We start from the raw sequence: 13,602 nt of genomic DNA, 5'->3' as shown, positions 1-13,602 counted from the left end.
TCCGGAGCAGGTACTCGTTGAGGCAAGGTTAACCGATGGGTGACAAGTGTTCCATCCTGTACAGGTCAGATTGTCTCGGAGGACACTCGCCGCCACGGTCAATGTTGGTGATGCGTAGCGTCTTCCGGCTGAACGACTGGTGCCGTCGAATCGACATCACCGTGCTGGTGACCGGAGTGACCCGAGCCCATTACCCACGCGTTGTGCGGTCCCGGGATGGTCCAGATGCCAAACACGATGACCAGTACCGCAGCGGTGATGCGTACAGGGCGCTTGCGCAGCAAGGCGAGCATTCTTTGCGCAGCCAGGCCGGTGGCCAGGAGCGTCGGCAGCGTGCCGAGACCAAAAGCGAGCATGAGACCGGCAGACAGCGGCGCGCTGCCTTGGCTGCTGGCCCAGATCAGAGTGCTGTAGACCAGCCCGCATGGAAGCCAACCCCAGACGGCGCCGAGCGCAATGGCTTGTGGCATGCGACTGACCGGCATCAGCCGGCGGGCGAGAGGTTGCAGGTATTTCCACAAACCGCGGCCCACCGCTTCGATACGCGTCAGACCTGACCACCAGTTGGCCAGATACAGACCCATGGAGATCATCAGCAGGCCGGCCACCACCCGCAGGGCAGGCCCGAGGCCCGCGTCCCTGGCCAGCCAGCCGAGGCTGCCCAACAGCGCGCCGGCGGCGGTATAGCTGCTGATGCGTCCAATGTTGTAACCGATCAGCACCCGCCACAACCGCCAGCCGTGGCGGTGCTCTGCCGGAATCGCCAGCGTCAGTGCGCCCATCAGTCCGCCGCACATGCCGATACAATGCCCCCCGCCGAGCAGGCCCAGCGCCAGAGCGGTCAGTAACAGCGGAACGAGCTCACTCACGAGCGCGGCGGCTCCTGCCGATCGTCGCCAGGCTCAGCTTCGGCCACAGGCCGTGCCGCCTCGTCTTTGTCTTCGCCTTTTTGCGCGGCGAGGTGAGCCGGATCTTCATCGTCGAACAGGATGCTGTGGGCAGGGCTGTCGAGGTCGTCGTACTGGCCGTTGTTGACCGCCCAGGTAAATACCCATATTGCGATGATCACCAGCAGCATAGCGACCGGAACGAGAACGTAGAGAATCGTCATGCGGGTTCCTCCACGAAGGGGGAAGGGTGGGTCGCGACTGGGCGCTTGCGGGCAACGCGAACCAGCCGCAGTGCGTTGAGCACGACCAGCAACGAACTGGCCGACATGCCTATCGCAGCCCAGGCGGGGGTGACCAGGCCGAGCGCGGCGAGCGGCAGAATAGCGGCATTGTACGCGCTGGCCCAGAACAGATTCTGCACCATCACGCGACGAGTACGGCGCGCGCCATCGAGCGCATCCAGCAGCACCTGCAGATGCCCGCTAAGCAGCACGGCGTCAGCGTTGGTCTTGGCCAGATCCGAGGCGCCGCCCATGGCGACCGAGATGTCCGCGCTGGCCAGGACCGGTACGTCATTTACCCCATCGCCAAGCATAAGCACGGTCGCGCCCTCAGCCTGGCGCTGTTGCACGATCGCAAGCTTGTCGTCGGGGCTGGCATTGCCTATTGCCTCCTCGATGCCCAATTTCGCCGCCACGCTGGCGACGACACTGCTGTGGTCGCCGGAAAGCAGCGTGACCTTGAGCCCGCGCGACTTCAGGCCATCGATGAGCTGCCGTGCATCGGCGCGCAGGCGGTCGTTCAGCACGAACCAGGCGATAGGGCCGCCAGTGCCGCCAAGCAGCAGCCATTGGCCGCTCTCTTGTGGGTAATCGACAACCGGGTGGCCCGAGAGTGCACAGACGAAATCCGGTTTGCCGATGCGCAGCGTGTTGCCGTGACACTGACCTTCCAGTCCCTGACCGGGGTAGGCCTGCACCGTGTCAGCAAGCTCGATCGAGCGGCCGAAGGCTCGGGCGACCGGGTGCTCCGAGCGAGCTTCAAGCATGCGCGCCCAGATCAGGGCCTGATCGGCGTCGTGTCCGTCGAATGGCTGTATGCGCTCAAGGGTCATGCGACCCTCGGTCAGCGTCCCCGTCTTGTCGACGATCACGCTGTCGACCTTGGTCAGGCCTTCCAGTACGTGGCCGCGAGTCACCAGCAGGCCGAGCTTGTGCAGGCTCCCGGTCGCCGTGGTCAGAGCGGTGGGTGTAGCCAGTGAAAGCGCGCAGGGGCAGGTTGCGACCAGCATCGCCAGGACGATCCAGAACGCAGTTTGACCCCCGGCGTACCACCACCAGGCGGCGCCAACAATGATTGCCGCGCTCAATACGCATACAAGGAAATACTGGGCAACCTGGTCGGCCAGCCGGCCGAGACGAGGCTTGTCCGACTGCGCGCGCTCGAGCAGACGGACGATAGCCGACAGCCGGGTAGCGTCACCTATCGCATCGACTCGGATGCGCAGCGGCCCCTCGACGTTCAACGTGCCAGCGACGACGCGATCACCGGCAACCTTGGCCAGCGGCAGATACTCACCGGATAGCGCCGATTCATCAATGCTGCTGACCCCTTCGGTAATCACCCCGTCCGCTGGAACGCTCTCACCGGGGCGAACCTCGAGCACGTCGCCGGTGCGAACTTCCTCGAGCATGATCCGCTGACGTTGGCCATCCGCATCGAGCCGTACGGCGCTTGGCGGAAGCAGATTGACCAGCCGCGCAGTACTCTCGACGGTACGCTGGCGCGCACGGCGCTCGAGATAACGGCCCGCCAGTAGAAAGAAAGCGAACATCGTGACCGAATCGAAATACACCTCACCCTGATCGGTCACTGTCGCCCAAATACCCGCCAGATACGCACCGCCGATAGCCAGCGATACGGAGACGTCCATGGTCAGGCGCCGTGTGCGCAAATCCCGCCAAGCGCCCTTGAAGAACGGCGTACAGCTGTAGAACACCACCGGGGTAGTCATGAGCAGGCTGGCCCAGCGCAGCAACGTTGCCATTTCCGGCGTCAGGTCCTGATTGAACTCCTCATACAGCCCCATGGTTGCCATCATTACCTGCATGAACATCAAGCCGGCGAGCCCGAGACGGCGCAGGTACTGGCGGTTTTCCCTGGCGATCTGCGCGCTGGCCTTGTCCGCTTCGTAAGGGTGCGCGCCGTAGCCGATGCGCTTGAGCTCGGCCATTACCGCTGACAGGCGCGTCTGGCTCGCATCCCAGGTCACGCTGAGGCGATGGTTGCCCAGGTTCAGGCTGGCGTGACTGACGCCTGACAGCTTGGTCAGACGTTGCTCTATAAGCCAGCCGCAGGCCGCGCAGGATATGCCTTCTATCAGCAGCTGTATTTCCCGCTGATCGCCGCTGGCACTCACATAACGCTGCTGCACGTCGCTGCGATCGAGCATCTCCAGCTCGTCCTGGAGGACAGCCGGCAGCGCTTCGGGATTGGCAGAGTTTTCAGTCCGGTGGCGGTAATACGATTCCAGTCCACCCGCGACGATCGACTCGGCCACGGCCTGGCAGCCGGGGCAGCACATTGGCCGGGTCTGGCCAAGAATGTCGCATGTCCACGGCGCACCGGTTGGGACCGGCTCGCCGCAGTGATAGCAACGGGTGGGTTGGAGCATGTCAGCGGTGGGTGAGCTGATACTGCTGGCCAGGCGCTATCTGCGCCTCATCGGTCAGTCGCCAGCCTTCGTCGCCAGGCTGCTGCGGATCGCTGAGATCGAGATAGTAGCGGCCGGTGATACCGGACTCGAGCTGGCCCGCGTACTGCTCACGACCAACGCGGCCCAGGGTTACCGACTGATCGCGCTCGGCATGGCTGGGCGAGATGAAGTCCAGACGCAGCTGGCCTGGGAGTACGTCAAGATCCCCATCCAGCTCCAGCCTTATCTCGCCGGTCAGGTCGTCGATTTCGAACGTGGCATTCAGACTGTACTTGCGCGCGAGCTGGTCGCGACCAAGGTGCATGTTGATGGCCCGGCCTTCCTTGTAATAGTTGTCGCGCACCATGCTGTCCTGATTGCTCATCGCGACGATCAGCAAACCGATGCCCAGCACCACCGACAGGACAAGAATGCCGATGATGAACCATGCCCATATCTGCTTGTACCAGGGACCGCCTTGGTCTTCTTCGAGCATATGTTTACCTGAGTGTGGGGCCCATGAACCGGCTTTCGGACGTAGCCGAGATGTCGGGATCATCTTCTGCGGTGACGCGGAACTCGATTGCCATGTTGGTCCCTTCGATGAACGCTGGATCCAACTGCACGGTTACCGGAAGCTGCAACATGCCATTGGGTCCGACGGCGAGTCGATTGGCTGGCATCTCCAGATTAAGCTCCGGATGACCTTCGACCGCAAGATCGAAGCTGCGCGGCTCGGACGTCTTGTTGAATATCTTGATGATATACACGTTCTCGATGTCGCCACCACGCGCCTCGCGATACAGAACGTTTCGATCGCGCTCGACCTCCACAGCCACCTCTGCCATGCCAGCGACGGTGGCGATGAACAGGCCGATCATGGTGATCAGGGCCAGGCCATAGCCGATCAACCGTGGACGCAGAAATTGTGTTTTCTCGCCTGACTGATTGTGCTCGGTGGTGTAGCTGATCAATCCGCGCGGATAGTTCATCTTGTCCATGACGGTGTCGCAGGCATCGATGCACGCGGCGCAGCTGATGCATTCCATCTGCAGCCCTTCGCGGATATCGATGCCGGTCGGGCACACCTGCACGCACATGCTGCAATCGATGCAATCGCCAAGACCAACCGATGCCGGTTCCACACCCTTCTTGCGTGGGCCGCGATCCTCGCCGCGCTTTTCATCATAGGAAATGATCAGCGTGTCCTTGTCGAACATTACACTTTGGAAGCGCGCGTAGGGGCACATATGGGTACACACCTGTTCGCGCAACCAGCCGGCGTTCATATAGGTCGCAGCGGTGAAGAAAAACACCCAGAACAGCGCCCAACCGCCCATCTCAAGCGTAAACAGGTCCGCCACCAACCCACGGATAGGCGTGAAATAGCCGACAAAGGTTAGCGCAGTCACCAGCGAGACGGCTATCCAGATGGAGTGCTTGGCTGTGCGACGGGCGAGTTTGTTGGCGCTCATTGGCGCCTTGTCCAGCTTGATACGGGCGTTGCGTTCGCCTTCGGTTACCCGTTCGGCCCACATGAAAATCCACGTCCAGACGGTCTGCGGGCAGGTGTAGCCGCACCACACGCGTCCGGCAAACACCGTGATGAAGAACAGGCCGAAGGCACAGATGATCAGCAGGAAGGACAACAGGAAGAAGTCCTGCGGCTGAAAGGTAGCGCCGAAAATATGGAACTGTCGGGCCGGCAGGTCCCAGAGCACAGCCTGGCGACCGTCCCACTGCAGCCAGGCCGTTCCGAAATACAGCAGGAACAGGAAGGCCACGCCAGCCAGACGTATGTTCTTGAAGAATCCTTTGTACGAGCGCGTCTGAATCTTCTCGCGCTTGGCGTACAGGTCGTATGTCTCGACCGTCCCCGGGGTTACATCTCTGACAGGAATCTGTTCGCTCATGGCAGCCTTGGTCATAGAAGAGGGGGGAGGGAGTCCGGCCGGAGAGCTCCGGCCGGAGTATTGCCGCATATGAAGACTATATGCGTAGACCTTGTGACACCATGCGACCTGGCGTCGCGGTGCGATTACTGCTCGCTGCGGTGGGCGCCGACGTCGACGGTTTCGCCTTCTTCCTGCGACAGGCTGTAGACGTAGGAAGCCAACATGTGGATCTTGTCCTCGCCCAGATGGGCCTGGGAGGGCATGTTGCCGTTACGGCCGTAGCGGACGGTTTGCTGGACCTGCAGCATGCTGCTGCCGTACAGCCACACTTCGTCGGTCAGGTCGGGCGCGCCCAGCATGTTGTTGCCTTTGCCTTCGGGACCGTGGCAAGCCACGCAGTTGGTCTGGAAGATGGTCTTGCCTGCTTCCAGATCCGCCTTTTCGCTGTCACGTCCGGACAGGCTGCGCACATAACCGGACACGTCGCGTACACCCTTGTCGCCAACCACCGCGAGCCACGCCGGCATGGCTGCCTGACGACCGAGGGTGATGGTTTCCTTGATGCGCTCCGGCGTACCGCCCCATAGCCAATCATCGTCCGCCAGGTTGGGGAAGCCGAATGCACCGCGGGCGTCGGAACCGTGGCAGACCGAGCAGTTGGTGGCGAATAGCCGCTGACCGATGCGGATTGCCTCGGGATCCTTGGCAACTTCCTCGACCGGCATGCTGGTGTAACGAGCGAAGATAGGCGCGAACTGCTCCTGCATGCGCTCAACTTCCAGCTCGTACTGATCAATCTGAGTCCAGCCGAGCAGCCCGCGATACTGACCCAGACCCGGGTACAGAATCAGGTAGACCGCGCCAAAAGCCAGCGTGGCGAGAAAAAGCATGAACCACCAGCGCGGCAATGGATTGTCGTATTCCTCAATGCCGTCAAACGAGTGGCCGACGGTTTCGTCGGTCTGGTCAGGCCGCTGTCCCTTGCGGGTAGCGAACAGCAACCAGACGATCAGACCCAGGCAGACCAGGGTCAGCAGGATGATGTACCCGCCCCAGAATTTAGTCATTTCTTCTTACTCCTAGCGTCTTCTTCTTTCTGCTCGCGGGCTTTTCTTTCGCTTTCGGTTTCATCGGCAAAGGGCAACTGAGAAGCCTCATCGAAGTCCTTTTTCTTGTAGGAGCTGTAGGCCCACAAGACGACACCCAGAAAGGCCAGCATCACGAAGATGGTGGCTATGCCTCGGAGAGTGTTGATATCCATGGTCTTACCTGCGGTCCGACAGGGCAGTACCCAGGTGCTGCAGGTACGCGATGACGGCGTCGATTTCGGCCACACCTTCAACAGCTTCACGGGCACCGGCGATGTCTTCGTCGGTGTAGGGGACGCCGAGTTTACGCAGCGCCTCCATCTTGCCGGCGGTGTGATCGCCTTCGAGAACCTGTTCCTGCAACCACGGGTACGACGGCATCTTCGACTCGGGGACGACGTCCCGCGGGTTGATCAGGTGTGCGCGATGCCAGTCGTCCGAATAGCGACCGCCAACACGAGCCAGATCCGGGCCAGTACGTTTGGAGCCCCACAGGAAGGGGTGATCCCATACGCTTTCGCCAGCAACCGAGTAGTGACCATAGCGCTCGGTTTCGGCGCGGAACGGACGGATCATCTGCGAGTGGCAACCAACGCAGCCTTCGCGAATGTAGATATCACGACCTTCCAGCTCCAGCGCATTGTAAGGACGCATGCCTTCTATCGGGGTCGTGGTCTCTTCCTGGAAAAACAGTGGAACGATCTGCGTCAGGCCGCCGAAGCTGATCGCCAGGACCATGAACGCGACAAGCAGGCCAAGGTTCTTTTCTACAATTTCGTGTTTCATCTAGATGTTCCTCAGGCCATCTGTGCGGCAGCGTCGGCTTCAGCAGCCTTCGACTGACGTACGGTTTGCCAGACGTTGTAAGCCATGATCAGCATGCCGGTCAGGAAGAATGCGCCACCTATCAGGCGAACCACGAAGCCTGGATGGCTGGCTTCCAGTGCCTCGACGAACGAGTAGGTCAGCGTGCCATCGACGTTCACGGCGCGCCACATCAAGCCCTGGGTGATGCCGTTTACCCACATGGAGACGATGTACAGTACGGTACCGATTGTCGCCAGCCAGAAGTGAGCATTGATCAGGCCGATGCTGTGCATCTGCTCACGACCGAACACTTTCGGAATCAGGTGATACAGGGAGCCGATAGAGATCATGGCAACCCAGCCCAGAGCGCCGGCGTGGACGTGACCGATGGTCCAGTCGGTGTAGTGTGACAGCGCGTTGACGGTCTTGATCGCCATCATCGGACCTTCGAAGGTCGACATGCCGTAGAACGCCAGCGATACCACCAGGAAGCGCAGGATCGGGTCGGTGCGCAGTTTGTGCCATGCACCCGACAGGGTCATCATGCCGTTGATCATGCCGCCCCAGCTCGGCGCCAGCAGAATCAAAGACATCACCATGCCCAGCGACTGCGCCCAGTCTGGCAGCGCGGTGTAGTGCAGGTGGTGCGGGCCGGCCCAGATGTAAATGGAGATCAGTGCCCAGAAGTGCACGATGGACAGGCGATACGAGTAGATCGGACGGTTGGCCTGCTTCGGCACGAAGTAGTACATCATGCCGAGGAAGCCAGCGGTCAGGAAGAAGCCCACCGCGTTGTGACCGTACCACCACTGAACCATTGCATCCGCTGCCCCGGCATATATCGAGTACGACTTGAACAGGGTTACCGGCATGGCCATGCTGTTAACGATGTGCAGCACGGCGACGGTCAGGATGAAGCCGCCGAAAAACCAGTTCCCGACATAGATGTGCTTCATCTTGCGCTTGGTGATGGTTCCGAAGAACACAAGGGCATAGGACACCCAGACGACAGCGATCAGGATGTCAACCGGCCACTCCAGCTCGGCGTACTCCTTGCTGCTAGTCATACCTAGCGGGAGAGTGATTACGGCACAAGCGATGACCGTTTGCCAGCCCCAGAACGTAAAGGCAGCAAGCTTGTCGGAAATCAGGCGCGCCTGAGAGGTGCGTTGTACCACGTAGTAGGAAGTGGCAAAAAGAGCACAGCCACCAAACGCGAAGATGACCAGGTTGGTGTGCAGCGGGCGCAGGCGTCCGAAGCTGGTCCAGGGCAGATCGAAGTTGAGTTGAGGCCAGACCAGCTGAGCGGCAATGAAGACGCCCATGGCCATGCCAACGATACCCCAGACCACCGTCATGATGGCGAACTGGCGTACTACCTTGTAGTTATAAGCTGTCGGAGTGGTAGCTGTGCTCATGCGAGATTCCACGGATAGCAATGGGTTTAAGGGGTTCAAAACGGCCGCAAGTATGAGGAAACACCGGTCCGTTTGCAATGACGCAAGTCAATGGAAACAGTGCATTCGGGCCTCTCTGGAGCGCGCTTTTTGACGCGTGTTTCCCAACTCTCCAATGGCAAATTGGGGCGGATTACATAGCGCATCAAACATGGTGCGAGAATGGAGCCTGCCGACAGGAAACTGCTGGCGAGCGGCCGAACCTAATAGGAGTTGTTACAGCGGTGGTCCGGCTAGCAGCAAGGGTAATCCCCTGGTCTGCTGATGTGAAGTTGTAGCGGAGCGAACGGCTGTGGCATCTTGTCGCATCTTTTCCGGCGAGGCATCAATGACCATTTCGCTGCGATTCAACGAGCCGAAGGGAGACACGGCCGGCATGACCCTGCTGCTGGCGCATGGTGCCGGAGCGCCGATGGACAGCCCTTTCATGGACAGTCTCGCCAGTGCGCTCGCCGAACGAGGCATGAGAATAGCGCGGTTCGAATTTCCTTACATGGCCGATCGTCGGCAGGATGGACGCAAGCGCCCGCCGAACCCCATGGCTCGACTGAAGGACGCGTTTCGGGAGGCAGCCGCTTCACTTGACGGTCCCGTAGTGCTGGCAGGAAAGTCGATGGGAGGCCGGGTCGCGAGCATGCTTGGCGACGAGGTCGGTGCCGCGGCAATAGTGTGCTTCGGCTACCCGTTCCATCCCCCCGGAAAACCGGAGCGCATGCGCACCGAGCATCTTCAGCATATAGCCACCCCGACCCTGATAGTGCAGGGCACCCGTGACCCGTTCGGCAAGCCCGACGAAGTCTCAGGCTATATGTTGGGCGGGAAGGTACGGGTCGAGTGGCTGGAAACTGGTGATCATGACTTCAGGCCGCTGAAGGCCAGCGGTCTGAGCCAGCAGATACTGGTCGAGCAGGCGGCTGACGCCAGCGTTCGATTTTGTACAGCTACGCTTCGCTGATTACAAGCCCATGGCTGCCGGCAGCACTGCAGCCGACATGGTGCCCCAGCGCCTTCCTTTCACCTCGATCGGCACATACAGAACGAAGACGATCACCGTCGAGCCGGGCATGACGAATGTGCCCAGGTTCAAATAGGTGCAGCTGGACATGATCCGTAGATCGGCCTGATTGCTAACGGCGAAGCGCTTGTAGTTGCTGCGTGCGGCGTCCACTTTGGGATCACCGGTAGGTGGCTGCGACGATGCGCTGCGGCTGGTCGCCAGATAGCCTTTTTCGTTGACCGCAGCCATGTAGACGATGCCATCCTTGCCGCCCTTGTCCCATTCGTCGAGCAGTGGCCGGATACGCTTGATGAACGGATCTGCCCAGCTGACGTCGTGCTTCGGCGGGTTCGTGTTGGGGATGGCCGTATAGCGCTGGTCGAAAAAGTCCACGCCGGTGTCGGCCAGTTCGTTCAGGCGGCTTTCCAGTTCGGCGCGACGCGACATCAGCAGTTGGGTAACGGCCTCCATCTGGCCTTCACCCAGACGGAATCCAGCCAGCGAACGCAGGGTGAGATTGGTGTTGTCACGCAGAGAGTCGGCCTGGGTGAAGGTCTGCTCCATGTGCTTGCTGATGGTGATGCTCAGTTCGCGAATCTCGCCGCCATGCTTGAAGGTCTCGGCATTGGTTGCGCTGAGCTCTTCCAGCGCGGCGCTGACCATCAGCAGATCATCGTTGGCGCCCTGGAAATCCTCGACCATTGCATCGAACTGGTCGGCTGCGCTGCTCACCGCAGCACCGGTCGATTCGGTTTGCTCGAGCATGCCGCGGGTCTGTTGCTCGGCACCGGCCATGGCCTGGGTCATCTGTTCCATCAGCTGGCTGATCTGATCTGCCGCGCTGCCGACCTTGAAGGAGAGGTTGCGCACTTCATCGGCTACCACAGCGAACCCGCGGCCCTGTTCCCCGGCGCGGGCCGCCTCGATGGCCGCGTTCAACGCAAGCATGTTGGTCTGCGCGGAAAAATCCTGGACGGTCGTGAGGATGTCGCGAATCTTGCCGGATGTCGAGTTCAGGGCGTTGACGTTGTTCTTGAAACCTTCCATCGACTGGCTGATCAGCTGCATTTTCTGGCGCGCATCGCCCATCTGCTCCTTGGAGCTGCGGGCGACCTCCAGATTACGCGCGTTCACTGCGGTGACGCCGCTGGCCCGAGAGGAAATATCCTGCAGTGCCGTGGTGGTCTGTTCACTGGCATGGAAGATCAGTTCGGAAAGTTGCTGCTGTTGGGTGGCGTCGCGCGCGGCCTGCTCAGCCAGGAGGCGGCTGGTTGCCGATGCGAGAGCGGTCCGCAGACTGTTGTTCTGCAGTTCAAGCATAACCGCGCGCAAGCGGTCGTTCAGTTGATCGAACAAGGCGCTGCTTTTGTCCCGGTCGGTGTCGGCCTGACAGCGTATACGCAGATCGATCTGCGGCCCGTTTGCATCAGTCAGGTGCTGTTCGAGTGAGCCGCTGCCCGCTCCCCTTGAGACTGCACGGTACGACAGAAACAGCGTCGCGGGGGCCAGTAGCGCAGCGATCCACAATAGTGGACCCTCGGACAGCCAGAGCAGGCTACCGACGAAAAACAGCTGACAGGCAACCAGCGCCATCCAGATTCCCTTGGACGAAACGGCCGCAGCTGCCGGAGCGGCTGTCGGCTTCACCGAAAATTCCGTGGTGTTCATGTCTACCCTCGATGCGCATGGGACGAAATATCTGTTTTTATAGGTTGAGTACGTTGACGGCGGAACACGAAGATTCCTTTCCTCGTCAAGGTTATCGGCTGGGGTGGGGAAAACCCTATAGGCTTCTTCGGCCATTTTGCACGGCAAAATGGCCTATACGGATAGTCGGTTAGCCGGCCAGAGAGGGTAGCCAGAGGGAGATCTGGGGAAACAGGATAAGCAGCACGGTTGCAAAGAGCAGAATCAGGATGAACGGCGGTGTCCCGCGGATGACATCGAAGTACGGACGGCGGAACACCGCCATGGCGGTAAAGATGTCGCACCCGAACGGTGGTGTGGCCGAGCCGATCGCCGCCTGCAGCGTGACGATCACCCCGACGTGCACCGGATCCAGGCCGGCCGCATTCACAGCGGGCATGAACAGCGGCGTCAGGATCAGGATGACGACGATCGGGTCAACGAACATACATCCTATAAAGAAGGAAATCGCAATCAGGCCGAGCACCATGGTCGGGCTGTCGCCGATCGAGGCGATAACCGGATCGAGGATAGCCTGCGGTATGCCGGCAAAGGAGATGACATAAGTGAAGGCGGTACCCGCGGCGACCAGGATGAACACGACGGCGGTTATCAGGCCGGTCGAGAGTGCAACGTCCCACAGCTCGCGCAGCTTCACAGCGCGCAATATCACGATCTCGAGCACCAGCGCATAGAGCACCGCGATCGCGGCTGCCTCGGTCGGGCTGAAGAAGCCGCCGTAGATCCCGCCGACCACCACCACCGGAAAGCCCAGGGGCAGGATGGCCTTCTTCGCCGCGCGGGCACGCGCGGCCCAGCCGACGCGCGGCTCCGGCTCGATGCCCATGCGGATCGAACCTATCCAGCAATAAATGGAGAACAACACCAACAGCAGGAAGCCCGGCAGGATGCCGGCAATGAACAGGTCACCGATCGAAGCGCCCGACACTACGCCATAAATGATCATGCCGATGCTTGGCGGGATTAGCAGAGCGATGTCGCTGGCATTGATGATCAAGGCCAGGCTGAACGAGTCCGAGTAGCCCTTCTCCAGCAGCTTCGGGCGCATCGGTCCGCCCATGGCAACGACGGTTGCCTGCGTGGAGCCGGAGACCGCACCGAACAAGGTGCAGCTCGCTGCGGTAGTAATGGGCAAGCCGCCACGCAGATGACCAACGAAACTCTGTACCAGGTCCAGCAGCCGGTTGGCGGTATGACCTCGCGTCATCAGGTCTGCGGCGAAGATGAATAGCGGAACGGCTGCCAATGCCCAGGAGCGAACGCCGCTGATCATCTGTCCCATGAGCAGGCCGACGTTGTTGGTATCCAGGGTGAAGAACATCAGCATCAGCGCGGCGGCGAGCAGTGGCACCATCATGGGGAAACCCAGCGCCAGCAGCACGAACATGGTAACGAAGGTAATGGTCAGCATAAGCGGGCTAGGGTCTCAGATACTGGGATTGTTGGGCACTTCGTCGTAGCGCTCTTTTTCCGAAAACGACCGGTAGGTGTCCTTCGAAATCAGGTTTCTCGCCACGGTCAGCCAGTACTGAATGCCGGCCAGCGCGAAGCCTACCGGTGCGGCCATGTAGGGGATCCACAGCGGAATCTGTAGTGCGGAGGAGCGGCGTCCCCGATCCTGGATGGCGCTGACGTAATCCCAGGCATGCCATGCCAGGTAGAACATCAGCGCACCGGTGACGATATGGATGAACATCAGCAGGAGCTTGCGTGGTTTGCCGCGAAGCTGATCGTAGAAGGCCGACATGGAGATGTGTCGAGCCTTGCGCACACCGTACCCGAGACCGGCAAAAGTCATGATCACCATGCTCATGCGCGTCAGTTCGACCTGACCGGTCACGCCGGTGCCGAAAATCTGCCGGCCCAGCACGTGAACGATAAGAAGCCCCGAAAGGAACAGCACGCTCCCGCCGAGGATGAATTCTTCGATGTGTTCTGCAGTGCGGTCGAGTACTCCCAGCACTTTAGTGAGCGACGCTTTGGACGAGTTGCTGGCCGATGTGTCGGCAGGCTCGGGCATCCGTCTGTCCCCTTGTTTTCGTGTCTGTACTCGACATGGAGTCGAC

13 protein-coding genes are annotated in these 13,602 nt (G+C 60.6%); 1 reads left to right on the top strand and 12 read right to left on the bottom strand.

From position 1 onward, the window contains the following. Nucleotides 1-98: 98 nt before the first annotated feature. The 9 genes from BLT85_RS08950 to ccoN all read right to left on the bottom strand — a co-directional run bounded on the left by BLT85_RS08950 (nt 99) and on the right by ccoN (nt 8,793). Nucleotides 99-869 carry a sulfite exporter TauE/SafE family protein gene (locus tag BLT85_RS08950; RefSeq protein ID WP_093393476.1) on the bottom strand — a complete coding sequence of 257 codons (771 nt, stop codon included), beginning with the start codon at nt 867-869 and terminating at the stop codon, nt 99-101. Continuing rightward, complete coding sequence (gene ccoS, locus BLT85_RS08945) at nt 866-1,111, bottom strand: cbb3-type cytochrome oxidase assembly protein CcoS (RefSeq protein ID WP_093393473.1); 246 nt, start codon at nt 1,109-1,111, stop codon at nt 866-868. Before ccoS ends, BLT85_RS08950 begins: the two co-directional genes overlap by 4 nt. Then, a complete protein-coding gene (locus BLT85_RS08940) occupies nt 1,108-3,564 on the bottom strand; it encodes a heavy metal translocating P-type ATPase (protein ID WP_093393470.1) in 2,457 nt (818 codons plus the stop codon). The genes ccoS and BLT85_RS08940 overlap by 4 nt, the downstream gene beginning before the upstream one ends. Before the next feature lies 1 nt (nt 3,565). Further along, nucleotides 3,566-4,081 (bottom strand): FixH family protein, encoded by a 516-nt coding sequence (locus BLT85_RS08935; protein WP_157718157.1) that lies wholly within the window; start codon nt 4,079-4,081, stop codon nt 3,566-3,568. Between the two features lie 4 nt (nt 4,082-4,085). Then, nucleotides 4,086-5,498, bottom strand: coding sequence for a cytochrome c oxidase accessory protein CcoG (ccoG, locus tag BLT85_RS08930; RefSeq protein WP_093397568.1), 1,413 nt, complete (start codon nt 5,496-5,498; stop codon nt 4,086-4,088). Between the two features lie 125 nt (nt 5,499-5,623). Next, nucleotides 5,624-6,547: a cytochrome-c oxidase, cbb3-type subunit III gene (ccoP, locus tag BLT85_RS08925; protein WP_093393464.1), complete on the bottom strand. Its 924-nt coding sequence runs from the start codon at nt 6,545-6,547 to the stop codon at nt 5,624-5,626. Continuing rightward, nucleotides 6,544-6,741 (bottom strand): cbb3-type cytochrome oxidase subunit 3, encoded by a 198-nt coding sequence (locus BLT85_RS08920; protein WP_093393461.1) that lies wholly within the window; start codon nt 6,739-6,741, stop codon nt 6,544-6,546. The genes ccoP and BLT85_RS08920 overlap by 4 nt, the downstream gene beginning before the upstream one ends. A gap of 4 nt (nt 6,742-6,745) precedes the next feature. Then, nucleotides 6,746-7,354 (bottom strand): cytochrome-c oxidase, cbb3-type subunit II, encoded by a 609-nt coding sequence (gene ccoO / locus BLT85_RS08915; RefSeq protein ID WP_093393458.1) that lies wholly within the window; start codon nt 7,352-7,354, stop codon nt 6,746-6,748. Between the two features lie 11 nt (nt 7,355-7,365). Beyond that, on the bottom strand, nt 7,366-8,793 hold the full coding sequence (ccoN, locus tag BLT85_RS08910) for a cytochrome-c oxidase, cbb3-type subunit I (protein ID WP_093393454.1): 1,428 nt from the start codon (nt 8,791-8,793) through the stop codon (nt 7,366-7,368). A gap of 367 nt (nt 8,794-9,160) precedes the next feature. Between ccoN and BLT85_RS08905 the strand changes: the two genes are divergently transcribed. Then, entirely contained in the window at nt 9,161-9,787 is a 627-nt protein-coding gene (locus BLT85_RS08905; RefSeq protein WP_172829824.1) for an alpha/beta fold hydrolase, read from the top strand. On the opposite strand, the gene BLT85_RS08900 is transcribed toward BLT85_RS08905, so the two are convergent. From BLT85_RS08900 to BLT85_RS08890, 3 genes are all read right to left on the bottom strand, one after another. Continuing rightward, a complete protein-coding gene (locus tag BLT85_RS08900; protein WP_157718156.1) occupies nt 9,788-11,497 on the bottom strand; it encodes a methyl-accepting chemotaxis protein in 1,710 nt (569 codons plus the stop codon). A gap of 169 nt (nt 11,498-11,666) precedes the next feature. Then, the gene (locus BLT85_RS08895) at nt 11,667-12,947 is read right to left on the bottom strand and encodes a TRAP transporter large permease (protein ID WP_093393449.1); all 1,281 of its coding nucleotides are present in this window, start codon (nt 12,945-12,947) and stop codon (nt 11,667-11,669) included. 15 nt (nt 12,948-12,962) lie between these two features. After that, nucleotides 12,963-13,556, bottom strand: a complete 594-nt coding sequence (locus tag BLT85_RS08890; RefSeq protein WP_172829823.1) for a TRAP transporter small permease — start codon at nt 13,554-13,556, stop codon at nt 12,963-12,965. Nucleotides 13,557-13,602 lie beyond the last annotated feature (46 nt).

The sequence above is a fragment of the Halopseudomonas xinjiangensis genome (genome assembly GCF_900104945.1).
Classification (GTDB): Bacteria; Pseudomonadota; Gammaproteobacteria; order Pseudomonadales; family Pseudomonadaceae; genus Halopseudomonas; species Halopseudomonas xinjiangensis.
Note: the sequence above shows the minus strand (reverse complement) of the source record. Positions and strands in the feature narration are given on the sequence as shown.

Bases quoted from the DNA above. Each gene is read 5' to 3' on its own strand.
- ccoS (WP_093393473.1), bottom strand. From the start codon at position 1,111: ATGACGATTCTCTACGTTCTCGTTCCGGTCGCTATGCTGCTGGTGATC.
- BLT85_RS08940 (WP_093393470.1), bottom strand. From the start codon at position 3,564: ATGCTCCAACCCACCCGTTGCTATCACTGCGGCGAGCCGGTCCCAACC.
- BLT85_RS08935 (WP_157718157.1), bottom strand. From the start codon at position 4,081: ATGCTCGAAGAAGACCAAGGCGGTCCCTGGTACAAGCAGATATGGGCA.
- ccoG (WP_093397568.1), bottom strand. From the start codon at position 5,498: ATGAGCGAACAGATTCCTGTCAGAGATGTAACCCCGGGGACGGTCGAG.
- ccoP (WP_093393464.1), bottom strand. From the start codon at position 6,547: ATGACTAAATTCTGGGGCGGGTACATCATCCTGCTGACCCTGGTCTGC.
- BLT85_RS08920 (WP_093393461.1), bottom strand. From the start codon at position 6,741: ATGGATATCAACACTCTCCGAGGCATAGCCACCATCTTCGTGATGCTG.
- ccoO (WP_093393458.1), bottom strand. From the start codon at position 7,354: ATGAAACACGAAATTGTAGAAAAGAACCTTGGCCTGCTTGTCGCGTTC.
- ccoN (WP_093393454.1), bottom strand. From the start codon at position 8,793: ATGAGCACAGCTACCACTCCGACAGCTTATAACTACAAGGTAGTACGC.
- BLT85_RS08905 (WP_172829824.1), top strand. From the start codon at position 9,161: ATGACCATTTCGCTGCGATTCAACGAGCCGAAGGGAGACACGGCCGGC.
- BLT85_RS08900 (WP_157718156.1), bottom strand. From the start codon at position 11,497: ATGAACACCACGGAATTTTCGGTGAAGCCGACAGCCGCTCCGGCAGCT.
- BLT85_RS08895 (WP_093393449.1), bottom strand. From the start codon at position 12,947: ATGCTGACCATTACCTTCGTTACCATGTTCGTGCTGCTGGCGCTGGGT.
- BLT85_RS08890 (WP_172829823.1), bottom strand. From the start codon at position 13,556: ATGCCCGAGCCTGCCGACACATCGGCCAGCAACTCGTCCAAAGCGTCG.